This is a genomic window from Nocardiopsis sp. NPDC050513 (assembly GCF_044457925.1).
GTDB lineage: Bacteria > Actinomycetota > Actinomycetes > Streptosporangiales > Streptosporangiaceae > Nocardiopsis.
This window is the reverse complement of sequence record NZ_JBITHK010000003.1, coordinates 235376-258597: the sequence shown is the minus strand read 5'-3', so window position 1 is coordinate 258597 and position 23222 is coordinate 235376. Positions and strand designations below refer to the sequence as shown.

25 protein-coding genes are annotated in these 23222 nt (G+C 67.2%); 19 read left to right on the top strand and 6 right to left on the bottom strand.

Annotated elements, in window-relative coordinates:
* Position 1 precedes the first annotated feature (1 nt).
* The 6 genes from casB to cas2e are packed head-to-tail and all read left to right on the top strand — an operon-like array spanning position 2 to position 4627.
* Positions 2 to 532 (top strand): type I-E CRISPR-associated protein Cse2/CasB, encoded by a 531-nt coding sequence (gene casB / locus ACIBFB_RS06370; protein ID WP_397226899.1) that lies wholly within the window; start codon positions 2 to 4, stop codon positions 530 to 532.
* 47 nt (positions 533 to 579) lie between these two features.
* Positions 580 to 1728, top strand: coding sequence for a type I-E CRISPR-associated protein Cas7/Cse4/CasC (gene cas7e / locus ACIBFB_RS06365; protein ID WP_397226897.1), 1149 nt, complete (start codon positions 580 to 582; stop codon positions 1726 to 1728).
* Positions 1725 to 2549 (top strand): type I-E CRISPR-associated protein Cas5/CasD, encoded by an 825-nt coding sequence (gene cas5e, locus ACIBFB_RS06360; RefSeq protein ID WP_397226895.1) that lies wholly within the window; start codon positions 1725 to 1727, stop codon positions 2547 to 2549. The genes cas7e and cas5e overlap by 4 nt, the downstream gene beginning before the upstream one ends.
* A gap of 5 nt (positions 2550 to 2554) precedes the next feature.
* A complete protein-coding gene (gene cas6e, locus ACIBFB_RS06355) occupies positions 2555 to 3352 on the top strand; it encodes a type I-E CRISPR-associated protein Cas6/Cse3/CasE (protein ID WP_397226893.1) in 798 nt (265 codons plus the stop codon).
* Positions 3345 to 4352 (top strand): type I-E CRISPR-associated endonuclease Cas1e, encoded by a 1008-nt coding sequence (cas1e, locus tag ACIBFB_RS06350; RefSeq protein WP_397226891.1) that lies wholly within the window; start codon positions 3345 to 3347, stop codon positions 4350 to 4352. Before cas6e ends, cas1e begins: the two co-directional genes overlap by 8 nt.
* Positions 4349 to 4627, top strand: a complete 279-nt coding sequence (gene cas2e, locus ACIBFB_RS06345) for a type I-E CRISPR-associated endoribonuclease Cas2e (RefSeq protein ID WP_397226889.1) — start codon at positions 4349 to 4351, stop codon at positions 4625 to 4627. The genes cas1e and cas2e overlap by 4 nt, the downstream gene beginning before the upstream one ends.
* 3262 nt (positions 4628 to 7889) lie before the next feature.
* Here the strand turns inward: cas2e and ACIBFB_RS06340 are convergent.
* Complete coding sequence (locus ACIBFB_RS06340) at positions 7890 to 8225, bottom strand: NUDIX domain-containing protein (protein ID WP_397226887.1); 336 nt, start codon at positions 8223 to 8225, stop codon at positions 7890 to 7892.
* 217 nt (positions 8226 to 8442) lie between these two features.
* Between ACIBFB_RS06340 and ACIBFB_RS06335 the strand changes: the two genes are divergently transcribed.
* Positions 8443 to 8937 (top strand): NUDIX domain-containing protein, encoded by a 495-nt coding sequence (locus tag ACIBFB_RS06335; protein ID WP_397227510.1) that lies wholly within the window; start codon positions 8443 to 8445, stop codon positions 8935 to 8937.
* Here ACIBFB_RS06335 and ACIBFB_RS06330 read toward each other — a convergent pair.
* Complete coding sequence (locus tag ACIBFB_RS06330) at positions 8928 to 9473, bottom strand: kinase (RefSeq protein ID WP_397226885.1); 546 nt, start codon at positions 9471 to 9473, stop codon at positions 8928 to 8930. The genes ACIBFB_RS06335 and ACIBFB_RS06330 overlap by 10 nt on opposite strands.
* Positions 9474 to 9675: 202 nt before the next feature.
* Here ACIBFB_RS06330 and ACIBFB_RS06325 point away from each other — a divergent pair, with 202 nt between their 5' ends.
* Positions 9676 to 10299 carry an HD domain-containing protein gene (locus ACIBFB_RS06325; RefSeq protein ID WP_397226883.1) on the top strand — a complete coding sequence of 208 codons (624 nt, stop codon included), beginning with the start codon at positions 9676 to 9678 and terminating at the stop codon, positions 10297 to 10299.
* A gap of 7 nt (positions 10300 to 10306) precedes the next feature.
* Here ACIBFB_RS06325 and ACIBFB_RS06320 read toward each other — a convergent pair whose 3' ends face one another.
* Together ACIBFB_RS06320 and ACIBFB_RS06315 are read right to left on the bottom strand one after the other, a co-directional pair.
* Positions 10307 to 10774 (bottom strand): NUDIX hydrolase, encoded by a 468-nt coding sequence (locus ACIBFB_RS06320; RefSeq protein WP_397226881.1) that lies wholly within the window; start codon positions 10772 to 10774, stop codon positions 10307 to 10309.
* Complete coding sequence (locus tag ACIBFB_RS06315; protein WP_397226879.1) at positions 10689 to 11396, bottom strand: XRE family transcriptional regulator; 708 nt, start codon at positions 11394 to 11396, stop codon at positions 10689 to 10691. Before ACIBFB_RS06315 ends, ACIBFB_RS06320 begins: the two co-directional genes overlap by 86 nt.
* Positions 11397 to 11630: 234 nt before the next feature.
* On the opposite strand from ACIBFB_RS06315, the gene ACIBFB_RS06310 reads away from it, so the two are divergent.
* The 11 genes from ACIBFB_RS06310 (at position 11631) to ACIBFB_RS06260 (ending at position 21970) form a co-directional block, all read left to right on the top strand.
* Entirely contained in the window at positions 11631 to 12326 is a 696-nt protein-coding gene (locus ACIBFB_RS06310) for an HAD family hydrolase (RefSeq protein ID WP_397226877.1), read from the top strand.
* A gap of 210 nt (positions 12327 to 12536) precedes the next feature.
* Positions 12537 to 13619 carry a radical SAM protein gene (locus ACIBFB_RS06305; RefSeq protein ID WP_397226875.1) on the top strand — a complete coding sequence of 361 codons (1083 nt, stop codon included), beginning with the start codon at positions 12537 to 12539 and terminating at the stop codon, positions 13617 to 13619.
* Positions 13616 to 15673 carry a hypothetical protein gene (locus ACIBFB_RS06300; RefSeq protein ID WP_397226873.1) on the top strand — a complete coding sequence of 686 codons (2058 nt, stop codon included), beginning with the start codon at positions 13616 to 13618 and terminating at the stop codon, positions 15671 to 15673. The genes ACIBFB_RS06305 and ACIBFB_RS06300 overlap by 4 nt, the downstream gene beginning before the upstream one ends.
* Positions 15673 to 16716, top strand: a complete 1044-nt coding sequence (locus tag ACIBFB_RS06295; RefSeq protein ID WP_397226871.1) for an enolase C-terminal domain-like protein — start codon at positions 15673 to 15675, stop codon at positions 16714 to 16716. The genes ACIBFB_RS06300 and ACIBFB_RS06295 overlap by 1 nt, the downstream gene beginning before the upstream one ends.
* Before the next feature lie 2 nt (positions 16717 to 16718).
* Positions 16719 to 17168 (top strand): hypothetical protein, encoded by a 450-nt coding sequence (locus ACIBFB_RS06290; protein ID WP_397226869.1) that lies wholly within the window; start codon positions 16719 to 16721, stop codon positions 17166 to 17168.
* Complete coding sequence (locus ACIBFB_RS06285) at positions 17165 to 17830, top strand: HAD family hydrolase (protein WP_397226867.1); 666 nt, start codon at positions 17165 to 17167, stop codon at positions 17828 to 17830. The genes ACIBFB_RS06290 and ACIBFB_RS06285 overlap by 4 nt, the downstream gene beginning before the upstream one ends.
* Entirely contained in the window at positions 17827 to 18618 is a 792-nt protein-coding gene (locus ACIBFB_RS06280) for a class I SAM-dependent methyltransferase (protein ID WP_397226865.1), read from the top strand. The genes ACIBFB_RS06285 and ACIBFB_RS06280 overlap by 4 nt, the downstream gene beginning before the upstream one ends.
* Positions 18615 to 19421: a creatininase family protein gene (locus ACIBFB_RS06275; protein WP_397226863.1), complete on the top strand. Its 807-nt coding sequence runs from the start codon at positions 18615 to 18617 to the stop codon at positions 19419 to 19421. The genes ACIBFB_RS06280 and ACIBFB_RS06275 overlap by 4 nt, the downstream gene beginning before the upstream one ends.
* Before the next feature lies 1 nt (position 19422).
* On the top strand, positions 19423 to 20181 hold the full coding sequence (locus ACIBFB_RS06270) for a phytanoyl-CoA dioxygenase family protein (protein ID WP_397226861.1): 759 nt from the start codon (positions 19423 to 19425) through the stop codon (positions 20179 to 20181).
* Between the two features lie 60 nt (positions 20182 to 20241).
* Complete coding sequence (locus ACIBFB_RS06265) at positions 20242 to 20892, top strand: L-threonylcarbamoyladenylate synthase (protein WP_397226859.1); 651 nt, start codon at positions 20242 to 20244, stop codon at positions 20890 to 20892.
* Between the two features lie 232 nt (positions 20893 to 21124).
* On the top strand, positions 21125 to 21970 hold the full coding sequence (locus ACIBFB_RS06260) for a DUF1932 domain-containing protein (RefSeq protein WP_397226857.1): 846 nt from the start codon (positions 21125 to 21127) through the stop codon (positions 21968 to 21970).
* Here ACIBFB_RS06260 and ACIBFB_RS06255 read toward each other — a convergent pair.
* Together ACIBFB_RS06255 and ACIBFB_RS06250 are read right to left on the bottom strand one after the other, a co-directional pair.
* The gene (locus ACIBFB_RS06255) at positions 21957 to 22313 is read right to left on the bottom strand and encodes a DUF397 domain-containing protein (protein ID WP_397226855.1); all 357 of its coding nucleotides are present in this window, start codon (positions 22311 to 22313) and stop codon (positions 21957 to 21959) included. The two genes, ACIBFB_RS06260 and ACIBFB_RS06255, sit on opposite strands and share 14 nt — an antisense overlap.
* A complete protein-coding gene (locus ACIBFB_RS06250; RefSeq protein ID WP_397226853.1) occupies positions 22310 to 23176 on the bottom strand; it encodes a helix-turn-helix domain-containing protein in 867 nt (288 codons plus the stop codon). Before ACIBFB_RS06250 ends, ACIBFB_RS06255 begins: the two co-directional genes overlap by 4 nt.
* Between the last annotated feature and the right edge of the window lie 46 nt (positions 23177 to 23222).

Here is a 23222-nt window from a genome sequence, read left to right as displayed (position 1 = left end):
CATGAACACGCCGGAGAAGCCGCCGCGACGTCACTACTGGGAGAGGTTCACCCCTGACGACGCCTATGCAGGGAAGGACCTGGCGCATCTGCGCCAAGGGCTCGGGCGAAACCCGGGTGAGGCACCCGCCATGCTGCGCCACTACACCACCCTCAACCGCGCTGGTCGGCTCACACCCGAACTGGTCGCCGAGCACGCCGCCCTGAGCCTGTTCGGCCTCCACCAGCAGTCCAAGGGCACGCACATGCACCGAGTCGGCATCGGAGTAGGGGATGCCGCGCTGGAACTGCGCAACTCCAAGGACCGCAGCGACGAGTCCATCGACAACCGGATGAACGCCGCCGCCACCTCATCGGACCCCGAGGAACTGATAGGCCACCTGCGGGGCCTGGTCCGGCTGCTGAGCCAGGCGGGACAACCCCTCGACTACACGCGGCTGTACGACGACATCCGGGCCTGGCACTACCCGGAGGACCACGAGCGCATCACGCGCCGCTGGGGCGGTCAGTACTGGGACCGGAGAAGGCGCTGAGGCCGGCGCCCAGACCGACAAGTAGAGCAACACCGATAGGAGTTCCCATGAGTCAGCGCCTGTACCTGGACGTGAGCGTCATCCAGACCGTCCCCCCGTCCAACCTGAACAGGGACGACAGCGGCAGCCCCAAGCACGCCACCTTCGGCGGCGTGCAGCGGGCCCGCGTGTCCTCCCAGGCATGGAAGCGCGCCACCCGTCTCCACTACGCCGAGGCGACCCCCGAGGCGGACCGCGCCACGCGCACCAAGAAGATGCTCGAGCTGCTCACCCAGCGCATCACCGCGCGCACCGGGTTGCACGCCGAAGCCGGTCAGCGTCTGGCCGCCGCGCTGTTGGAGCCCCTGGGCATCAAGAAGAGCCTGAAGAAGGAAGAACAGTCCGCCTACCTGCTCTTCTTCGGGAAGCCGCAGTTGGACAAGATCGTCGACCTGGTCGAGGAACGCGCCGGAGAGCTGGCGGAGCTGGACGCCAAGAAACTGTCGGCGGAGCTGAAGGACCTCGACGTGGCAGGTGTACTCACCACGGGCCACCCCGCGGAGGTCGCCCTCTTCGGACGCATGGTCGCCGACATCCCCCGGCTCAATGTCGACGCCGCCACCCAGGTGGCACACGCGCTCTCGACACACCCGGTCAAGACGGAGTTCGACTACTACACCGCCGTCGACGACGAGAACCCCGACGGCGAGACCGGCGCCGGGATGATCGGCAACGTGGAGTTCAACGCCGCCACCCTCTACCGGTACGCCACCGTGGGGATCCACCAGTTGCGTGACAACCTCAGCGACGACACGGAGACGGCTCTGACCGCCCGTCGGTTCGTGGAGTCCTTCGCCCTGTCCATGCCGACCGGGCACCAGAACTCGTTCGCGCACCGGACGGTCCCCCAACTTGTCCTGCTGGCCCTGCGCACCGACCAGCCCGTCAACCTGGTGTCCGCCTTCGAGAAGCCCGTGTCGGGCCGCACCAGCGGGATCGCCGAACAGTCGGTGGGCAAGCTCGCGGAAGAGTTCACCGTCATGTCGGACACCTGGGACCTGAAGCCGACGTTGACGCTGGCTACCTACAGCCAGTTCGAGAACATCGCGGACAAGACCCAGGAGGCGTTCGGGGCGAGCCTCCCCCTCCCTGAACTTCTGGAAAGGGCGCACACTGCGGTCGCCGAGTGGTTGAACTCCAGGGGTGACCAGAGGTGAGCGAAGCCCAGGACGTGCTCGTGCTGCGCCTGGCCGGTCCCCTCCAGGCCTGGGGCGCGAACTCCGAGTACAACCGACGTGAGACCCAGGACAGGCCCACCAAGTCCGGAGTCATCGGACTCCTCGCCGCCGCCGACGGTCGTGCCCGTGGTGACGACATCCGCGATCTCACCGGGCTCAAGCTCGGTGTGCGTGTGGACCAGCCAGGACGTGTCCTTCGTGACTACCACACCACCAGCGACTACCGAGGCGGACCTCTCCTGTCATCCCAGGTGAACGCGAAAGGAATACAGAAAGCGACCTCTCCTGCCAAACCGACCTACGTCACCCAGCGCTTCTATCTGGAGGACGCCGTCTTCGTCGTGGCGCTCCGGGGACCCGCAGAACTGATCCAGGCCCTGAGCCACGCCATCGGCAACCCAGCGTTCCCCCTGTCACTTGGGCGCCGCTCCTGCCCTCCCACCCAGCCTTTGCGACTGTCCGTTCCCTCAGGGATGGACACCGCGAAGGGACTGGAAAGCGTGCTTCGGGCTGTCCCGTGGCAGGCGGGAGACCATGCCCGGGTGGCTTACCGGAACAGCTCACGGAACCCGGAGACCATCGACTTGGCAGCCACGGTCGAGGACGACGGCGGGTCGGTCACGGTCGAGGATGTGCCGGGCTCGTTCACGATCGGTGTGCGTACCTGGGACACCCGCTGTGTTCGGCACCTGTGGATTCCGGCTCCCACCGGTCTGACGGCGTCGCCGAACCCCTCCCACGGCGCTGCCAGTCCGGACCCGGGCGATGTCCATGACCCCTTCGCTCTCCTTGGGTGGTGAAGAGAGTGCCCTATCTGTCCCGTATCAGAATCAATCCCCTGCGTAGCGGGGCCCAAGCCCTGCTGGAGAACGCGCACAGGATGAAGATTGCCGTCCTGGGCGGCGTCCCCGAGCGCGTCGATGACGAGCCGGTGCTGTGGAGGCTGGACGGCTCCGGCAGGCACCATCCCCACCTACTCGTGCTCACCCCGAGCAGGCCCGACTGGAGCCACATCATCGCGGAGGCGGGATGGCCTGACGCCGACGGTGAGCATGCTCTGGTAAGGGACTACGAACCGTTGCTGGCCCGATTGGCGGTGGGGAGGGAGTTCGCTTTCCGTTTGACCGCCAACCCGGTGCAGAACACCAAGAAGCCCGAGAAGCCGACCAAGCAGCAGCTCAAGGTCATGGAGACCACCCACAGCCCGGATGGAAAGGGGAGTCGGCACCGCGGCTTCCGAATAGGGCACCGTACCGCCCGTCACCAGCTGGAATGGTTGCTCAAGCGGACGGCCAAAGCCGGGTTCGAGATCCCGGACGCGCGCACCGAACGGCTCCCTGCCCCGGGTATGCCCCTGGATGGTGTGCCTGCACCCGACCTACGCGTGGTCGGGCGTCAGGATCTGCGGTTTCACAAGAAAACCTCGGACCGAGGGAAGCGGCCTCCGGTGTCCATCATCACGGCCACCTTCGAAGGACGTCTCCGTGTCACCGATCCCCAACTGCTGCGGACAGCCCTCCTGAACGGCATGGGCCCGGCGAAGCGCTATGGGTGCGGGTTGCTGACCTTGGCGCCTCTGAACGAATCGAGGAACGGTGGCTGAACCGTGGTGGAAGGCTGATCCCCAGGACCTGTACAGGCTGGAGGACCGCATTTCCAGCCTGTATGTCGAGCGGTGCCATATCGATCGGGACGACAACGCCGTCATCCTCATCAACAAGGAACGCACGGTGAGGGTTCCCGCCGCCTTCATCGCGGTCATGCTCGTCGGACCGGGTACCCGGATCACCAACGCCGCGGTCGCACTCCTGGCCGACTCGGGGACGGCGATCAGCTGGGTGGGAGAGCGAGGCGTGCGCATGTACGCCGCAGGCATGGGGCCCAGCCGTGGCTCCCAGCTCATCCTGAGGCAGTCCTGGCTGGTCACCCGTCCCCGCGAGAGGCTCAATGTGGCGCGCCGGATGTACGGGATGCGGTTTCCCGGTGAGGACACCAGCACGCTCACCATGCAGCAACTCCGCGGGCGCGAGGGCTCTCGGGTCCGCAAGCTGTACCGCGAACACTCCACGAGGACAGGTGTTCCCTGGGAACGCCGTGAGTACAAACCCGGCCAGCCCTTCGCGGCGGGCGATGACGTCAACAGGGTGCTCTCAGCCGCGAATTCGGCCCTGTACGGCATCTGCCATGCCGTGATCACCGGAATTGGAGCGAGCCCGGCACTGGGGTTCATCCACACCGGCTCGGCGGTCTCGTTCGTGCTCGACATCGCTGACCTGTACAAGCCCGAGTACACCATCGGACTGGCCTTCGACCTGACCGCGCAGGGGCGTAACAGCGAACGCGACGCTCGTCTGGCACTGAGAGACCGGGTGACCGACAAGAAGCTGATGCCCCGGATCGTCCGTGACATCAAGGAACTGCTGCTTCCCGAGGACGAGGAGCTCATCGACCGGGACCTCAACGGGTTGTGGGATGAGAAGCAGGGCATGGTCGAGGGCGGCGTGAACTGGGGAGACGACATCTTCGACGAGGGGGGGTTCCTCTCCGTGGTCGGTCCGACGGTCGACGGCCGGGCTGAGGCGAACGGAGGGGAGAGGCGATGACGGTCGTTGTGCTCATCGCCGCCCCTGAGGGACTGCGAGGGCACTTGACCCGGTGGATGGTCGAAACCGCTCCTGGGATGTTCGTCGGCACACCCGGTCGGCGTGTTCGGGACAACCTGTGGCGGGTGCTCGCCAACAGGATCGGGGATGGGCAGGCCATCATGGCCGAGCCAGCGAACAACGAGCAGGGGTGGGCGGTGCGTACGGCGGGCCGTGAACGCTGGAAGCCGGTGGACTTCGACGGAGTGATGCTTATGGCGCGTTCCCGCCGATAAAAGCCCAGGTGAAGAAGTCTCGTCCCCGCACCCGCGGGGGTAGTCCGTCCCGTGCGAACGGGCAGAAGTCCCAGCAGATCTCGTCCCCGCACCCGCGGGGGTAGTCCCTGGACACGGGAGTCTTCGTGGAGCCCTACTGCCTCGTCCCCGCACCCGCGGGGGTAGTCCCATCCGGGAGGCGCTGGCCGCCTACGTAGCCCACTCGTCCCCGCACCCGCGGGGGTAGTCCTCCGCCCGCGAAGCCATCGAGGACCAAGCCGCCCTCGTCCCCGCACCCGCGGGGGTAGTCCCTCCTCGCTGGCGTAGGGCATTGCGTGCAACACCTCGTCCCCGCACCCGCGGGGGTAGTCCGCTGTCGACCTTGCCGCGGGTGACGGTGATGCGCTCGTCCCCGCACCCGCGGGGGTAGTCCTTTCGTGACCATTCCTTGGGAGCAGCGGGCACCCTCGTCCCCGCACCCGCGGGGGTAGTCCCTCTGCCTACGGTCGGTGGTAACCGCGTCGATGCTCGTCCCCGCACCCGCGGGGGTAGTCCTCCCACCCACGATCCCGACGGCGATCAGGAGGCCTCGTCCCCGCACCCGCGGGGGTAGTCCCCCGCGGTACCGGCCGATCCTGGCTTCGGTGAGCTCGTCCCCGCACCCGCGGGGGTAGTCCGCCCTCCCCGACAAGGGCCGCACCCGGACAGCGCTCGTTCCCGCACCCGCGGGGGTCTTCCCCCGGGGCCGGTTCCGCCGTGGCGTCCCCGGCCCTCGTCCCCGCACCCGCGGGGGTCTTCCGCGCAGGGTCCTGATCATGGAGCTGGATGACCACTCGTCCCCGCACCCGCGGGGGTCTTCCCCCGCGCCGAAGGCACTGGCCGATCGGCAACCCCTCGTCCCCGCACCCGCGGGGGTCTTCCCTCCTCCCACACCTGCGCGGCGCGGGCGGCGGCCTCGTCCCCGCACCCGCGGGGGCCTTCCGCAGTACACCGCCGTGTACGAGGCTCCGGCCGCCTCGTCCCCGCACCTGCGGGGGTCTTCCGCGCGTCCGCGTCCGCGTCCAGTGCGCATGCGAGGAGCCGTCGTCCCCGCACCCGCGGGGATAGTCCTAGATCCTCTCCAGGTACTCAAGCGTCCGCTTGCTCGTCCCCGCACCCGCGGGGGCAGTCCGGTCGAGGAGGGCGCCCTCGGCGCCCTGGCCGACTCGTCCCCGCACCCGCGGGGGGTAGTCCCGCCCACACCGGCACCGGCAGGGAGAACGCCACGTCGTCCCCGCACCCGCGGAGGTCTTCCCCCGACCCGATCGGAGGCGATCGCCGCACGCGAGTCGTCCCCGCATCCGTGGGGGTAGTCCCGGCAACTGCACTTGACGGTGGGGGCCACCCAACTCGCCCCCTGCACTCGCGGGGGTAGTCCGACGATCCGCGCCTGCTCCTTGTCGGCCGCGCACTCGTCCCCGCACCAGCGGGGATGGTTTTGCCATGACCGAAGCGATCCTGGCCTACCCCGGCTCGTCCCCACACCCGCAGGGGCCTTCCGGCGTGTCCGATGCTCACCGGGGCCATGGACCACTCGTCCCCCGCCCAAGGGAGTCTTCCGGTGTCCGGCTGCTCCTCCTGGCACCAGTCCTCCTCGTCCCCGCACCCGCAGGGGTCTTCCGCACCCCAGGCCCTGGAGGAACCGGGGGGGAAGGTCGTCCCGCCCCTGCGGGGATCCTCCAGACAACGAGGGCCGGTATGTGCTCGGTGGGCCGCCGTCCTCGCAGCCGCGGAAGAGGTTTGCGCAAAAGTCCATCACCTCCAATTCTTCGGGAATCCCACACGCATGAGCCAAATCAAAGGCGGCTAGATCCGGGCCTTGGGTCATCATCGCGTACACGAATAGTAGCGATACCCGGTGACAGCCCTCGGTTGTCTCTAATTCGCCGGGGTTGGTCACTGATCAACGTGCGGGGCGTGGTTGCGGGCCCGTCCGATATGGGATCTTGGCGCGTGTGGGAGGGCAGCTCCACCTGAGGCGATTTGGTTGCGATAGAGAGCCCTTCGGCGTCGTGGTAAAAGACGATCATCTCGAGGGCGTGATCGACGGTTGTCGGGGCGAACTTCTCGCGGCCATGCGGTCGACCTAGCTTGCGAGGATCTCGGAGTGGGAACAGGGCCGCCTGCTCATGGCCACCAGTGAAACAGGTTCGGTCATGGGCGTAGCCCTTCTGGGGGTCCGTTTATTTATCGACTCTCCAGACTGAGGTAGTTGGAGGTCAGCTCGAAGGTGGAGGTGTTCGAGGTGGGTTCCTGGCTCTCGCAGTCACTTAGTTTATTCCCCTGTCTGGTCGTGCCCTCGACGCGGAAGCAAAAGGCGAAGAATATCCTTAGCCGATTTTCGGCGAACGGGCTTGGAAGAGAACACAGCAGTGAGCACTAATATCGTTATCAATCCTCCGTAAATGAAGACGAGAAAGCCAAGGAAAGAAGCGCACTCAACGATGTTTTTGAGTGTTGGCATAGCGGTTGCCACCGGGCCTCCGTCGGCTTTCGATATCTCGAGCTGGTGAGGCGCCCCTGCTGGCGATGAACGACGAGCAGATCTACCGCTCCTGATCTTTACTTGTCCGGTTGGAGAATCGAATCACTTGCGTTGCTTGCCTGCTGTTGGAGTCCCAGTCGATGCTGCGTGAATACATCCTTGTGTCCTGTGGTCGCAGCACACCAGAAGTTCACGCGGATCGGTGGCTTTTGTTCTTTTTCGCAATATTTTAGATGTGCGGAAGTTTTTGTGTGCATCTCCGTGTACCCTGGAGGTGGGCTGGTCGCTTCCGTTGGCCATGGTGGGACTCTACATTAACTGGATAGTTCTGTGTGGACTCCTCCAGTATGCAGTTTGTGTTATATGTGATAATTTGTGGGTTTTGGTGACTCGATTTCTCATTCTTTGGTCGGCTGCTGTACAGTCACAATGTTGGCTTGTCGGTCCTGCAGTCGCGGGATTTGTCCCTGGATCGTTCTTTGTGTTCAGATTGAAGGATTCTCGTCCCCGCACTAGCGGGGATCTTCCCCCTGGTTCGGACATGAAGTGGCGCGCCCTCCTCCCGTAGCCGGACCTACAGGTGTGGTCCCCGCGACTACGAGCGTGGGATCTCCCAGCCTGGCTCGTCCCCGCATTTGCGTGCGATCTCCTACGTCGAGATGGGGATATCCACCGCTGACGAGTTGTTCCTGCACATAGAGGGGTCCTCTCCCTTGTCACCGCCTCCTCGGCGTTGCAGGAGGGCAGTGGGTGCGGCGGTCACGCGTGGGAGCGGGTGAACCAGTCCAGGACCGACCGCTTGTAGCCCTCGGGCATCGGCAGGTCTGGCACCTGGGCTTCGGTGAACAGCCCGGCCTCCTTGTGCTCGCTGGAGACCACTACCGGGGCCTGGGAGTTCACACGGCATCCGTAGGTGACGATGAAGACGTGCCGGTCGACCTGGGGGATGTGGTACATCCACGAGTCGAGGATCTCGGCCACGTGCACGGGCCAGCCGGTCTCCTCCTCGATCTCCCGGGCCAGGCACTCCTCGGGGGTCTCCCCGATCTCGATCTTGCCGCCGGGCAGCTCCCACTCGTCGCGCTCGTTGCGCAACAACAGCCCCGGCCGTCGCGGATGACGACGCCCTTGACCGAGACGGGGAACGTGCGCGGGACGTAGGGGGTGTCGGACACGGCAGGGCTCGCTTTCGAAGGCGTACTGGCTCGACACTGGCGAAGCTAACAGGGGACCCGCGTGCCGGCCTTCCTTCGGATCGCGGATTCCGGCCACCTCTTCTCGACTTCGAACACACGACCAGGGACGAGTGAACATGACCGAGATCGTCAAGCAGAGCGCCCGTGCCCTCCTCTTCGATAACGAGCGGCGACTCGTGCTCATCAAGCGCACCAAGCCGGGTTGGGAGCCCTACTGGGTCGCCGTGGGGGGAGGGCTGGAGCCCGGGGACGCCGATGCCGATGCCGCCCTGCACCGCGAGGTTCTCGAAGAGCTCGGCGGCAGGATCGACCGGGTCCGCCAGGTTCTCCTCATCTCTGACAACCTCCCCGGTGGCCTCGGCCTCCAGCACGTCTTCGCTGCCCGGTTGACCTCCATGAACCTGGTCGCCCGGACGGGGGCCGAGTTCACCGAACCCGGGCGCGGTACCTACGAGGTGGTCAGTGTCCCAGCTACCCGGGAAGCGCTCTCCGAGCTCCACCTCGTCCCACCCCAGCTTGCCGAGTTCGCCCAAGCGAACGTCCACGGCCTGCTGGCGCTGGTGGACCAGGCGGACGAGGCACGTACAGGCCTTGGAGCGGCTCAGGAATGACGGGGCTGCGGGTTTCTGAAGTCGAGCCCGCTGGTGCGCAGGATGCGCAACACGCTCTGCTCGATCGTGCTGTGCTGGTCGATGATCTCCTCCAGTTGGTCGGGGAGGAGGTCGAGGGGGCGCCACCACTGGCGCATCTCGACTTCCCCGTAGGAGTCCACCTGCGGCTTGGTGGTGTGCCGCTCCAGGGTCACGGCGAAGGGCACGTCAAGGTAGAAGAAGTGGGACGTGCCGCGGTGGTCGCCCACGAGGGTGGTGAGCATGTGGCCGTAGTGGTCGGCGTACAGGATGCCCTCCACTACCAAGTGGTAGCCGTGGTCCAGGGCGTAGCGGGCCATGGTGTCGATCAGCCCGATGTTCACCCCGCCCGGCCGGTCGCGTTCCTTGAGCACGTCACGGCGGACGGCGTCCTGTCCGATCACCGCCAGCCCGCGCCCGTAGGCGGCTCGCAGTCCGGCGGCGATGGTGCTCTTGCCCGAGGCGGAGTTGCCTCGGATCGTGATCAGCCGGGTGTGCGGGGAGCCGGTGGGTGCCATGGGCAGCACGGTAGTGAAACGGGGGGCTTGAGGGCGGGGAACGCGAGAAGGAAGGGGAGGTTGCCGGGAGCGGCCGAATCCGCAGTGCCGCAGTCGTCCATGACGTCGTCCCTGGCCCCGGCACGAGACTCTGTGGTTCCGAGGGTGGTGCCCCGACGACCGTGGCGGTGTCCGTTTGGTGAGATCCGGGGAGGCTCCCCTGGTGCCAAGCCTTCGGTCTGCCCCATACTCCAGGTGGAAGGAACCGGACCGGCCGACGTGGGAGGCGAATCTCCTGGAACTCACGAGCTGGGCCGCCGAGGTCTCCCGCGACTTGCTGGAGAACGTCGGTACCCGGTGGCCGCACGTCCAACGCGCGGCCCAGCAGGCTCGTTCCGTGGCGCTTACCGTCGCCGGCGAGGACCATGAACTCCTAGTCGCTGCCGCGCTGCTGCACGACATCGGGTATGCCCCCGCCCTCGCGCACACCGGGTTCCACCCTCTCGACGGCGCCCGCTGGCTCCAGGACCAGGGCGTGGACGAGCGCCTCGTGTGCCTGGTCGCTCATCACACCGGGGCCCTCGTCGAAGCGGAACGACGTGGGCTTCGCGCTGAACTGGAGGAGTTTCCCTTCGAGGACTCTGAGGTCACCGACGCGCTGTGGTACGCGGATCTGACGAGTTCCCCTATTGGGGAGGCGGTCGACGTCGACGCCCGGCTGGACGAGATCCTGGCCCGGTACGGTCCCGGATCTGTGGTCTTCGACTTCGTCACCCAGGCGCGGCCCATACTGGAAGCCGCCGTCCACAGGGTCGAAAGACGGCTTGTCGCCTTCGGTGGGCGTTGATCGGTCCTCAGCCCAGGTAGGGGTAGTCACCAGCCAGATAGTCGCCGATCTGCTGGCGCATGCTCGGATGGATGTCGTACCGGTCCAGGTCGGTGGGGAGGACCCACTCGACGCCGTCCGCCTCGTCGTTGACGGTCGGCTTCCCTCCGACGGGCCTGCCGATGTAGGCCGCCTCGAACTGCTGACGGATCTCACCGTCGGTGTAGGCGACGATGTGGGCCGGGTTGGAGTACACCCCGAGGAAGCAGGTCACCTCGGCGAGGACGCCCGTCTCCTCGGCGCATTCACGCACCGCGCACTGGGCGGCGGACTCGCCGATGTCCTGGGCGCCGCCGGGCAGGGCCCACTGGCCGGTGTCCCTCCGACGTTGGAGGAGGATGGCGCCCTGGTCATTGACCACCAGCAGGTTGCTCGCGGGGATCAGGGTGTTGGCCTTGGGCGCGGCGGGGTCGTGGTAGTACTCGGTCCTGCCCATGGTGTGTGCGCTCCTCGGTCTCGGGGTTCCAGGGGGTGGAGGTGTTCCAGACGGCTTCGAAGCCCGCGGTGAAGTGGTCGAACCAGGTGTGGGCGTGAGTGCGGTCGAGCTGGAAGAGGGGGTTGGCGCTGGCGGGTTGGCCCCACACGTGCGGGTTGACCATGAGGTGTTGGTCGTAGCGGAACAGGGAGTTGTACAGGGTCGTGTCGTGCAGGCGGATCTCGCAGCCTGTCAGCCCGACCAACGGCCGGTAGTACGTCAGTGAGGCACGGATCTTGGCGGCCAGCGTGTCCCCGATCCCCTCCTCCTCGCCTCGCAGCATCACGGCCTCACCGTCCGGATCACCGAAGCAGAGCCGGATACGGACCCCGTTCGCGGCCCTGTCCGTGAGCATCTGGGCGACCTTCGGGTTCGACTGCGCGAAGAAGGTGCCGGAGAAGACCAGCACATCGATCCGCTCCGTCGCCTCCCGCAGCAGCGTCAGCCACACGTCCCGGGGAACGCTCGCGCGGTCCTGGTACGTCGCGACGATTTCGTGGCTGGTGACACCGGGCGAGGGGTGCTCGCTGACGGTCGGGGCTGGCCACAGGAAGGACTCGTCCACACCCAGGTGGCGTGCCACGCTCCAGCGGTGACGTCGGTGGGGCCGACGTCCACCGATCCATCTGTTCACGGTCTTGGGGTCGACCTGGCAGACACTCGCGAGTGCCTCGATCGATACGCCCCGTTGGGCGAGTACGGAACGAAGGCGCTCATTCACGGCCATCATCCAAGCGGACCAGCGCTCGCCGACGCAAACGCGAAAACCGCTCCTCAGCCCCTCAGCAGCGGCGCTCACCTTGCCTAAGCTGGGCGTGTGCCGCTTCTGATCCTGTGGGACATCGACCACACACTCATCGAGAACTCGGGAGTGAGCAAGGAGATCTACGCTGCCGCGTTCGCCTCCGTAATCGGACATCCTCCGCACGCCCCCGTCCGTACGGGAGGCCGAACCGATCGCGCGATCATGTCCGATCTGTTCAGGCGGAACGGCCTCGCCGAGCCCGGGTGGGAAACGACAAGACAGGCCCTGACCGAGGCTGGGGCGGCTCATTTCGAAGCCCTCCAGAGCCGGGGGTGGGCGCTCCCGGGAGCGAGGAGCGCCTTGGAAGCGGTGGATCGGGAACTGGGGATGATCTCCTCCGTCCTCACAGGAAACATCGCCCCGAACGCTCGGGTGAAGCTGGCAGCGTTCGGCCTCGACGATTTGGTGAATCTGTCCATTGGCGCGTACGGGGCCGACTCGGTCGATCGCTTCTCACTTGTGGGCACGGCCCTGGCTCGGGCGCGAACGGCGCTTGGGCTGTTGGGGGACACACCCGTCGTTCTGATCGGGGACACCCCGAGGGATGTCGAAGCGGCCCTCCTCACCGGTTCACACGTCATCGCCGTGGCCACGGGAATCCACACGGTTCAGGAGCTCTCCAAGGCTGGGGCCGACCACGTCCTCGATGACCTGACGGGCACCGGCGCTCTCCTGGATCATCTCCGCGACCTGCGCGCGCATTCCTGAACGTCCTGGGACGTCCTGGACGTCTCGCGAACGTCCTCAAACAGGGTTTCGACGTCCCCTGCCTCGCTGCGATCGTCGCTGTGTTCGTCACGGCACGCCCGGCAGGATTCCGATCCTTGGTGGGTGAGCCTTCGAGGAAAGGGGGATCCGCGTGAACGTCGTCGAGGTCGACGGCCTCCGGGGCAGGACGGGGCATCCACCATGCGAACCATGAGCGCGAACCCGACCATGCCCTTGACCGTCGCCGACGTGGTCGAACTGGCCGAGCAGCACGCCGTACCCGTCGAGGACGCCCTGCTGATCGCCATCAACCTTCACGGCATCGCCTCGGAGCACCAGCGGCACCGGGCACGCGTACACCTGCGGCTGCGCGGCGCCCCGCAGGTGCCGTGGATGGTGATCGTGCCGCTCAACGCCGCGGCCTCGCCTTTCCACCTGATCGGTGACGAACTCCTACTCGGTGGAGAGCCCATCGCTGACGTCGAGCGGATCGACGCCGATGAGGCGGTCGGTGGGTACTTCCGGGACGGAGGGCGCGCCGCGACCCTCAACCCGAACGCGCGCAGCCGCTGCACCGGGTGCGCCTTCTGCCCGAACACCCTGGAGGCTTCTGCCGATCCTCGGCTGGCCGAAGAGCGTGGCCTGCGCGAACTGCTCTCGGCGCTGGCGGAGCAGCACCCCCGAGGAGACCTGAGCGAACTCCGGGAGGCCACCGTCTCGACCGGGTGCTTCGAACGCGAGGACCTGGCACTCGGCCACCTGGCCGCACTGCGCTCGGCCCTCACGGAACAGGGCGTCGGGGCGCGTATCGGTCTCCTGACCTCCGTGCTCAGAAGTCGGCGGGCGTTCGAGGAACTGGGGCGGACAACCACACCCTTCGTTCTCCGGCTCACGGTGGAGTGCTTCACCCGGCGCGATCTGTTGCTGAAAGCGAGCAAGACCGAACTCGACCGCGCACGGATGCCTGAGGTACTCCGGCTCGCCAAGGAGGCAGGGCACGACACGTCCTTCACCTACATCGTCGGCCTGGACGATCTCGCCTCCCTGGAAGAGGGCGTGGCCGCTCTCGTCCCTCACACGACCGAGTTCCCCAACTTCCAGATCTACCAGGCACACAACACGATCATGTCCGGGCTGCGTGTTCCGGGAGCCGGTGAGTTGGAGTTCTACCTTCGGGCTCGGAGGACGATCGAGACGATCATGGGGCCCTCCGGACTGCGCCCGGTCGCCTGGGAGTGCTACCGGCCCCTGTGGTACTTCACCTTCGACGGCGAACCGTTGGTCGAGGTATGAGCACCACGATCGATCGTGCTGACGCCCTGTGGCGTGCGCTGACCTACGCGTCCGTTGCTCAGCTCCACCTGCGCGACAACGTGCTGCTCAGCCGCCCCCTGAACCGCGGGGACGTCAAGGAGCACCCGAGCGGGCACTGGGGCACCGTTCCCGGAACGGCCTGGGCACTGGCGCACATCGGACTCCTCGCGAGCCGGTACCCGGAAGATATGCGCGTGGTGCCGCTGCTGGGAGCCGGTCACGCCGGTGTCGTCCAGCTCTCCCTCGCCTGGCTCAGCGGGGCACTGTGCCGAGTCCGTCCGCGCTTCACCGCCGACATCGCCGGACTGGGAAGACTCGCCCGGGCCTTCCCGGACGTGGACGGGCTCGGATCGGAGACTCACCCGCTGTTTCCGGTGGGGGATTACGTGGGCGGGTGTTTGGGAGGAGCCCTGGCCTTCGCGCAGGGAGCCGCGTGCGAGGAACCCTCGAAGGTCATGGTCCCCCTCATCGGGGACGCCGAGTGCGAGACCCCCACGACGGCGGCGTCCTGGCTGGCGTCCGCGCGGCTCGGTCGAGGGAAGGTCGTGCCGATCGTTCATCTCAACGGCTTCGGCATGGGGAACCGGTCCCTCCTCGACGGCATGGAAGACGAACAACTGCGCTCCTATGCCGCCGCGCACGGCTGGCGGTCCCAGGTGGTGCGCGTCGCGAACAGCGCCCCGGACGAGCACGCCGAGTTCCACGAGGTTCTGTCGCAGGCGGTACGGGAGGCGGGGACGGGCGACCCCACCGTGATCTTCCTCCGCTGCGTCAAGGGGTGGAGCGGTCCCACCACGGTCGGCGACCGACGAGTGCTGGGCACTCCGGACACGCACAAGACCCCTCTGACCGACGTTCACGACCCGGCTCAGGTCAGGACACTGGAGCGGTGGCTGGCCAGCTACCAGGTCGGTGAGCTCTTCGACGCTCAGGGGAATCCGTCGGGTGCTCTGCGGGACGCCCTACGGGTGGCCCGGTGGGACGGGCTCCTCCCGAACAGGAAACAACACGAGGCCTCCACCAGGCCGAAGTGTTCTCCGACCGCTCGGTACGAGACCTTCGCCCAGGCCGTCGGCACCGTGCTGCGTGACCAAGCGGGGAGAGGCGACTTCCGAGTCTTCAGCCCCGACGAACTGGCCTCCAACCGTCTCGCGGACATCAGCGGCGAACCATGGGTGACCGAAGTCCTCGGAGAAGAGGTGCTCCTGGGGTGGCTCGCCGGGTGGACGGCCGGTGGCCGCCGGGGCGTCCTCATCTCCTACGAGGCCTTCGCGCCACTGCTGACCGCCTGGATGATCTCCCACCTGAAGCAACGCCGACTCGCCGCTGAGCGCTCCCCAAGTCTCAACCTGCTCCTGACCTCCTACGGGTGGCACAACGTCTACACACACGGTGACCCCTCGCTGTCGACAGCCCTGCTGGCCACCGAGGACCCCGCAGTCCGCGTGCTGACCCCCGCCGACCCCACACGCACGGGCGCGGTCCTTCGCCGGGCCCTCGACTCTCGTGGGGACGTCAACCTCGTCATCGCGGGCAAGCACGCCCGAACCAACCACCCCACGGACACGGTCGAGGAGGAACTCAGCCGAGGACTGGCGATCTGGCCCCACATCAGTGACACCGGGGAACCCGACCTCACCATCGTCACCGCAGGGGATCTGCCGACCCAGGTCGCGGTCGAAGCACTGCCCGCCATCAGGCAAGGGCTCGGAAGCAGGACCCGTGTCCGCTTCGTGAACCTCCTTGACCTGACGGTGCTCGGAGACCCCATCAGGTGGCCTCGCGGACTGTCCGACACCGAACTCCTGAGTTTCCTCGGCGCACACGCGGCCGTGCTGGTCATCACCCTCGGCCATCCGTCCGCGATCTGGGGCCTGTTGGGCGGACGACTGCGCCGCCCCGTCGAGGTGGTCGGGTGGCGGGAACCACCGGCACCGATGCCTCAGCGGAGGCTCGCCTCGCACCTGGGCCTGGACACCCGTGGCCTACTCCACAACGCCGTCCGACTGCTGGCCATGAAGGGGCGGCCCTGATGAGCGATCCGGTGATCACCGATGTCAGGGTGATCGACTACCCCCAAGAATCCATGCCGGGAGACGACACGGCCTTCGTCGCCGTCCACGCGGGCGGACACACCGGCTGGTACGGGCCGGTCAGTGCCCGGTGCTCGACCCTGCTCAGGAAGTCGGCTTCGCGTGCGGTGGGCGTGTCGGTGACGGACCACGATGGGCCGCGACGGCGGCTGAGCGCCGCCTACGGCGAGCCAGAGGACAAGGCCCTCTCGTGGGCGATCGGTGCCCTCGACTGCGCGGTCTGGGACCTGCGTGGTCGGATCGCCGGGTATCCCGTCGCCCATCTGCTGTCCAGCGCCGAGCCCAGACAGAGCGTTCCTGCCTACTTCTCCTGGCTGTCGCAGGAACTCACGGCATTCCCACACGACCACATCCGCTGCGTTCAGAGCGGGGGATGGGCCCTCACCAAGTGGGGGCTACGCTCCACCCGGCTCCTCGATCCTGAGGCCGAGGCGATCAGCCTCGCTCACGCCGTGGAGCAGGCGGCAGAGTCCGCCAGAGGCCGACTCGCGGTCGACGCGGTCCGAACCTGGAACGCCGAACTGGTCAGGGCCTTCATGAACAGGGTGGACCCATCCGCGCTGTACTGGCTGGAGGACCCCCTTCCCCACCACGACCTCCACACCTACGGCGCCCTCAGCGCGGCGGGAGTGCCGTTGGCCGTGGGAGAGCTCCTCCGGTACAGCTCAGATCACCAAGAGCTGCTCACACGCGTCCGCCCCTCCGCGCTCGCGATCGACGTCGTCGGCTGTGGAGGCCTCACCCAGGCCGTCCGGATCCTCGCGACGGCATGCGAGTCAGGGATCCCGGTCTACCCACACGGCCGTTCGCTCACCCCCGCCCTCCACCTGGCGGCGGCCTTCCCCGACACCGTGGCCGCGGTCGAGTACCGACACCAGTGGGAACCGCGCAGGCAGCGCCGTTACCTCAACCCCGTGACCCCACGACAAGGACGCCTGTCCCACGCCTCCGTGCCGGGGCTGGGGACGGCCCCCAGGAGTTGACGATGCCCCGAACCTCGCTCACCCTTACTGCCAATGGGTCCATCAAGCACACCGCGGACGGACCCCTGTTCGTACTCGCCGAACGCCTCGAGGGCCACGACACCTTCCTCACCGGCAACCTCGACCTGGACGGGCACAAGGAGCGCCTTCGCGTACGCATCCTCACCTTCGACGACGTCACCGTGTTGCACCCGACGTCGGCCCTTCCCGACGCGCTCGGAGAACGCTGGTCAGGCACACTGCGCCTGCCCCATGGTCTGCGCCCGCGTGTCGTTCCCCGAGACCTTGAGGCGGCTGCGCACGCTCGCGGGCGCCGACTCGACGCTCTGGACACGGCGGAGACCCGGTACGCCCTCACGTTCCTGGCGGAGGCCACCACCGACCAGATCAGGGCCGCCCGCGTCGACGCGATCGTCCAAGCGCTGCCTTCACGAGACGGAGGAGGCGCATGAGCCCGTCAGCTCCGCTCCTCATCAGCGTCGACGTCGGAGGAACCCTGGGAACGGTACAAGGCCAAGGGCTCTCCTCGTCTCTCGTCCAAGCCTCGCCCCTGCCACCCAGGCGAGCCAGGGCGATCATGCGCGACCTGCTGCACACGTCGCCCATCATCACCGATGAGCTGGTGGCCACGGTCTGCGCGGCGCTCCACGTCCCCGTATCGGACTTCCCCCGGGATCTGCCAGCGGTACCCCTGACCCTGTTCCCCGGCACCCTCGAAGCCCTTCAGGCCCTGAGCAGGGTGGCGACCGTGGTGACCCTGTCCAACGTGACCTGCCAGGAAGCCGACACGGAACGGCTGCGAACACTCCTGGCGCCGTGGGTGAGCGGCTTCTACCCCTCCTCGCGCATCGGTTACGCCAAACCCGATCGGCGAGCGTTCCTCACGGTCTCACGCGAACACGGTGTGTCCCCGCAGCACATGCTCCACATTGGAGACGACTGGGAGTGTGACGTCCTGGGAGCGCACTCGGCCAGCATCAGCGCGATCTGGATCTCCCGGGGCAGGACCGCTCCCTCCAGTCCGTCGCTCGCCGCCTCGAACACGCTGATCACCGAGGACCTCGCCGCGGCCGCACACCATGTCCATCACCTTCACGAACGGAAGCGCACATGAGCCTGTTCACCGGCACCACGGAGTTCTACCGCAAGTACCGCCCCGGCATCCCACAGGAGGTGGCCCGGGTCCTGGACCACGCGACCCCCCAACGACGGCCGCGTCGGCTCCTGGACGTGGGCACCGGGACCGGACTAGTCATCGAAGCGCTCCTGGGACGGTTCGACGACGTCATCGGCGTCGACAACGACGCTGACATGCTCGCAGCGGCCGAGTCGTGCCTGCGCCCCGAACTGCCCAAGGGCACGTCCCTGACCCTGGTAGAGGCTACGGCCGAGGACTTCGCTCCTCCGCCGGGGTGGCGCGCTGACCTGGTCACGATCTGCCGGGCCTTCCACTGGCTCGACCAGCCCAAGATCCTGCGCCAGCTCGACGGCCAGGTGGGTCCCGGCGGCGCGGTCGCCATCTTCGGTGACAACAGCTTCTGGGCCGCCGGGAGCCCGTGGAAGGACGCCGTCCGCGCCGTCATCAAGGACTTCCTCGGCGAGGAACGCCGAGCTGGCCGAGGCACCTTCCAACACCACAACCGCCCCTACAGCGAGTTCCTGGAGGAGTCGGCGTTCAACCAGGTGGACGAGGTGAGGGTGCCGGTGCGACGCGAGTGGACGGTCGAGAGCATCCTCGGCTACCTGTACTCCACGACGTTCGCCGCTCGGGGCCTGTTCGGGGATCGGATCGAGGCGTTCGAGACGGCGGTGAAGAGCACGCTGGCCGGCCACGGCGACGGCGACACCTTCCCGGAGGAGAACGAGTTCCTCATCCGGATCGGACGTCGGGAGCGGGAGTGACCTTCCTGACCGAGAGCCGCGGCTACACGTCGCTGACCGCGCCCCAGGTGCCCGCGAGCCTGGGCGCGGACTCCGTCCTGTGCCTGCCCGTCGGGGCCTGCGAACAGCACGGCCCACACCTGCCGCTGGACACCGACACCACCATCGCGGAACGCTTCACCGAACTGGTGGTCTCACGGTACGGGCCAAGCCACGACCTCTGGGCGCTCCCGGCCATTCCCTACGGACTGTCCCTGGAGCACGGATGGTCCCCAGGCACCGTTTCACTGAGCATCGCCTCCTTCACCGCCCTGCTCGACGACGTGATCCGTGCGCACCTGCGTGCCACACCCGCTCGCAGGATCCTCATCGTCAACGGACACGGCGGGAACCGGGGAATCCTCCAAACCTGCGCCCAGGAGTTACGCGACCGCTACCCCCTGGCCCTGGGCGTCGTGCACCCGGTCGCCCTGTCCGAGGTCCGGTTTGACGGGCCGATGCCGGACATCCACGCCGGAGTCGTGGAGACCTCCCTCATGCTCGCCCTCGCACCCGAGAGGGTCCGCCTCGACAACCTGGCCCAGGACCATCACGCCGCACCCCACCGAGCCGAATCGATCAGACGAAGGATCATCCACCGGGGCACGACGTGGCCCTGGTCGTCCGACGACCCCGCCATCTCCTCCCACGGCGTGATCGGAGCGAACCCCCGCGACGCCAGCCCCGAGCTCGGCTGGCGGATCATCGACAGCGCCCTGGCGGCCCTACCGGATGTGCTCGCCACACTCGCGTCCACCGACCCCCAGACCCCCGAAAGGCGATGACATGGGGCTCACCAAAGACGACATCCGTGCCTTCATCGATGACGGGCTCCTCATCCGACGAGACCTCGTGCCCCACGGCCTCACTACTCAGGCACACGCACACATCACGCGCTGGTACCGCGAGGAGATGGATCCCGCCCTGGTACGCCAATACACGCAGCGGACCTTCGCCCCTCACCTGGGCTCCCACCCCGATCTCCTCGCGCTGTTCGACGCCCCCGACGTTGTTGGACTCGTCGAAGAACTCATCGGAACCCCCGCCCCGGTCACGACCACTCAGATCCAGATCCGCCTGCCGGAAGCTGATCTGGGAAGCGAACAGCCCGAGAAGTCGATGCACGTCGATGGTGTCGCCTGCCCCCACCTCGACCCCGACGAGCTGCGGACCTTCTCCCTCCTAATCGGCGTGGTCCTGTCAGACCTGGACGTCCCCGAAGGCGGCGCGCTGCACTACCAACCCGGAGGACACCACACGATGGCGGAGTGGTTCCGCTCCGAATGGGCGCTGGGCCTCACCGAGCAGGTGCCTCCGCACCTGGACGCGAACCAGGGAACTCCCTTCCTCGGGCGCACCGGAGACGTCCTTCTCATGCACCACCTCGTGCCGCACTCGGTGGGACGCAACATCCTGAACCAGCCTCGAATCATGGCGTACTTCCGGGTCTCCCACGTTGACCATGTTCGTCGACGCCTGGAAGCGCTCAAGGATCCCTGGCTCGATTTCCCACCGCTGCGTGACCACGTCCCCGCGTCCCGGTAGGTGCACGCAGGGAGACACATCGTCCCCAGACCCTCATCCGTTACCCCTGGAGAACCCCTCATGCGATGGACTGACCACGATCGACTTTCGGACGCGGAAGCCGCGATCGCGTCCGGGCACCTGGTCATCGTGCCAACGAACCGCTGGTACATGATCTGCGCCGACGCTGGTGACGAGGACGCCTGTCAGCGGATCTTCGACGCCAAGCGGCGCCCGGCTGACAAGCCGTTGGCGCTGATCGCTCCCTCATCCGAGGTGTGCGAGCGATTGTTCGTCTTGACAGCTGAGGCTCGGGCACTCGCGGACCAGTTCTGGCCGGGAGACCTGGCGATGCTCATGCGGTGGCGTGAGGCGGAGGACGCTCGGCGCTACTCGTCCGTGGGTGCGCCGGCGCTCGTGACCCGGGACCCGGGGACGCTGGGTGAACTGGCTCGGCGGTCGGGCACGCTGGTGGCGGCGACCACGGTCAACATCTCCGGCCAGGCCGGGGACGGGACCCCGGGCCCGGCTGTCTCGCCCTGTGAGGTCGACGAGTTCCTGGAGCTGACCGGTACCGAAGTCCACGTCGCGATCGACGGTGGGGTCTGCCCGGAAGCGAATCACCTGACGATCGTGGATTGCTCGTCGAACCGCGCTCGAATCGCTCGCCCCGGTCTGGTGCACGCGCGGGCGATTGCGGCCACCCTGGGGCGCGAGGTCAACGTCATGTGAGCATCGCGGTTCCATGTCGTTCAATACACGCGTCATGCGGGTGCGGAGTGTGGGGACAGCGGGTTCATGTGGCGCGGGTGAGGGGTGACCAGGGCTACAGTGTCGGTCCTACCGGGAGGGGGCGCCGCAGACTCCGCAGGTGAGGACCTTACTCCTGGCTGTCACGCTTCGTGATGACACTACCGAGTTCTGTGACCTGACCATCCCCAATTCTCCCCGGAGGGTCCACTTCATGACCAGCTCCCTCACCGTTGGCCTGCTGCACCCTGGCCAGATGGGCGCCGCAGTCGGACACGAGATCACCAAAGCTGGGGTCCGTGTCCTGTGGTGCCCTACCGGGCGAAGTGACGCGAGCGCCCGGCGCGCTGAACAAGCCGGGCTCGACGCCGTTCCCGAGCTGGAAAAGCTCCTGGAGCACTCGTCCGTGGTGATCTCCCTGTGCCCACCGGCCGCCGCCGAGGAGACGGCCGTTGCGGTGAGGGAGGTCGGTTTCTCGGGGATCTTCGTCGAGGCCAACGCCATCAGCCCCCACCGAGCTGAGCGGATCGCTGCCGACATGGCCGCTCACGGGGGCCGAGCCCTGGACGGGTGCGTCATCGGTCCGCCACCCGGGGGCTCCGTCGCCACCCACCTCTACCTCTCCGGGGAGGAGGCGGAGTTGGCGGCGGTCACGGAACTGTTCGCCGGGACGGCTGTCGTTCCGATTCCTATGGAGGGACCCGTCGGAGCCGCCTCGGCGTTGAAGATGGCTTACGGCTCGTATCAGAAGGCCGCGTGCGCCCTGGCTGGGATCGCTCAGGCGCTGGGTCGTTCCCATGGAGTGGATGAACACCTGACGGCGGAGGCGCGCCGCCTGGCGAAGTCTCCTCTGGCCACCCCGGAGTACCTGACCGGGGTAGCGGCGAAGGCGTGGCGCTGGGCCCCAGAGATGCGTGAGGTGGCCCAGAGCCTCGCCAAGGCAGGGCTTCCCCAGGAGATGGCCGAGGCCGCCGCCGCAGTGTTCGACTTCTGGGAGCAGGACAAGGACGACCGGGCGCTGCCGTTGCCGGAGGTCCTGGATCGACTCAGGCGTGACTGACGAGAAGGCCACGTGGGTCCTCGCTGCGCAGCTCTCCGGCTTCGACCCCGAGCTTGAAGGCGTCCCACTCGGACTTCGTATAGGTGAGGACGAGGGAGTTCGGGATACCGGTGTCCGTGAGGGTGAAGCCGCCGTCGGGTAGGAACTCGGCGCGCAGACGACCGAAGTCGGTGGTGCCGTTGGTGACCTGGCCGAGAAAGTACTCCCAGTCGAAGCCAGGGACGGTGAGGGTGGGGCCGTCGGGGTTCTTCGTGTCACCGATTTCGGTCACGCCCGGCCGCGGGGCTCGGACCTGGACGCACGTCGCCCCTGTGCTGCTGAAGCTGGACTTGGTCCATCTCATCGGGTGCCCTCCAGAATCGCCGTGATGACTTCGGCTGACTGTACCGGGGAGAGCGCGGCGGACTGGATGTGGTCGTAGGTCGCCTTGTAGACGGCCAGTTCGGTCACTCCTTCGACGTAGGTGTTCATGCCTCGGCTGTCGATGTAGACGACGGGCGGTAGGTGGTTTCCGGCGTCGAGGATGGCGAAGGCGCCGTCCAGTCCGGCGTGCGCGTCAGCGGACTCCGGGACGACCTGGATGTTGACGTTGGGCTTCTGCCCCATCGTGAGCAGGTGGCGAAGCTGGCCGTCGCGGATCTCCTGGCTGCCGAGGACGCGTCGGAGCGCGTACTCCTCCACGATCGACCACAGCTGCAGAGGGTCCGTTTCCCGGTGCAACGCCTGTTGGCGCTCCACGCGGAGTTGGACGAGGTGGTCGACCTGGTCGGGAAGCAGCAGCGGGTTGGCGGAGATCAGGGCACGGGCATACTCGGGGGTCTGGAGGAGCCCTGGGATCAGGTAGGGATGCCAGTCCTTGATGCCGACTGCGATCTCCTCGAGCCCGAGGTACCTCTCGAAGTTCTTGCCGGGCAGTTCCTGCTCGAACGTGGTGGTGCGGTTGCGCCGTGGCCTTCGGGACTGCGCTCCGAGTTCGATCAGGGTGGGGCGGACGTCGTCGCTGACGTTGAGGACTTGGAAGAACAGGTGGAGGTCGGCTTTGGAGACCGCGGCCTGCCCTCGCTCGATCTTCGACAGTTTGGCCGCCCCGAACCCCATCTGTTTGGCGACCTCGGCCCCGCTCAGACCGGCCTCGTCCCTGAGCTGCTGGAGCGCCTTGCCGAGCAGTAGGCGGCTGGCGATGGGGCCGTGCTGCTCTTGGGGCATGGGGCGGTTCCTCCTGCGGGTCATGTGACACTCCGTTCTCCCCAGT

Excerpts from the sequence above, each read along its gene's own strand:
- casB (WP_397226899.1), top strand. The coding sequence starts at position 2 with ATGAACACGCCGGAGAAGCCGCCGCGACGTCACTACTGGGAGAGGTTC.
- cas7e (WP_397226897.1), top strand. The coding sequence starts at position 580 with ATGAGTCAGCGCCTGTACCTGGACGTGAGCGTCATCCAGACCGTCCCC.
- cas2e (WP_397226889.1), top strand. The coding sequence starts at position 4,349 with ATGACGGTCGTTGTGCTCATCGCCGCCCCTGAGGGACTGCGAGGGCAC.
- ACIBFB_RS06335 (WP_397227510.1), top strand. The coding sequence starts at position 8,443 with ATGACCGAGATCGTCAAGCAGAGCGCCCGTGCCCTCCTCTTCGATAAC.
- ACIBFB_RS06330 (WP_397226885.1), bottom strand. The coding sequence starts at position 9,473 with ATGGCACCCACCGGCTCCCCGCACACCCGGCTGATCACGATCCGAGGC.
- ACIBFB_RS06320 (WP_397226881.1), bottom strand. The coding sequence starts at position 10,774 with ATGGGCAGGACCGAGTACTACCACGACCCCGCCGCGCCCAAGGCCAAC.
- ACIBFB_RS06305 (WP_397226875.1), top strand. The coding sequence starts at position 12,537 with ATGAGCGCGAACCCGACCATGCCCTTGACCGTCGCCGACGTGGTCGAA.
- ACIBFB_RS06300 (WP_397226873.1), top strand. The coding sequence starts at position 13,616 with ATGAGCACCACGATCGATCGTGCTGACGCCCTGTGGCGTGCGCTGACC.
- ACIBFB_RS06295 (WP_397226871.1), top strand. The coding sequence starts at position 15,673 with ATGAGCGATCCGGTGATCACCGATGTCAGGGTGATCGACTACCCCCAA.
- ACIBFB_RS06290 (WP_397226869.1), top strand. The coding sequence starts at position 16,719 with ATGCCCCGAACCTCGCTCACCCTTACTGCCAATGGGTCCATCAAGCAC.
- ACIBFB_RS06285 (WP_397226867.1), top strand. The coding sequence starts at position 17,165 with ATGAGCCCGTCAGCTCCGCTCCTCATCAGCGTCGACGTCGGAGGAACC.
- ACIBFB_RS06280 (WP_397226865.1), top strand. The coding sequence starts at position 17,827 with ATGAGCCTGTTCACCGGCACCACGGAGTTCTACCGCAAGTACCGCCCC.
- ACIBFB_RS06270 (WP_397226861.1), top strand. The coding sequence starts at position 19,423 with ATGGGGCTCACCAAAGACGACATCCGTGCCTTCATCGATGACGGGCTC.
- ACIBFB_RS06265 (WP_397226859.1), top strand. The coding sequence starts at position 20,242 with ATGCGATGGACTGACCACGATCGACTTTCGGACGCGGAAGCCGCGATC.
- ACIBFB_RS06260 (WP_397226857.1), top strand. The coding sequence starts at position 21,125 with ATGACCAGCTCCCTCACCGTTGGCCTGCTGCACCCTGGCCAGATGGGC.
- ACIBFB_RS06255 (WP_397226855.1), bottom strand. The coding sequence starts at position 22,313 with ATGAGATGGACCAAGTCCAGCTTCAGCAGCACAGGGGCGACGTGCGTC.
- ACIBFB_RS06250 (WP_397226853.1), bottom strand. The coding sequence starts at position 23,176 with ATGCCCCAAGAGCAGCACGGCCCCATCGCCAGCCGCCTACTGCTCGGC.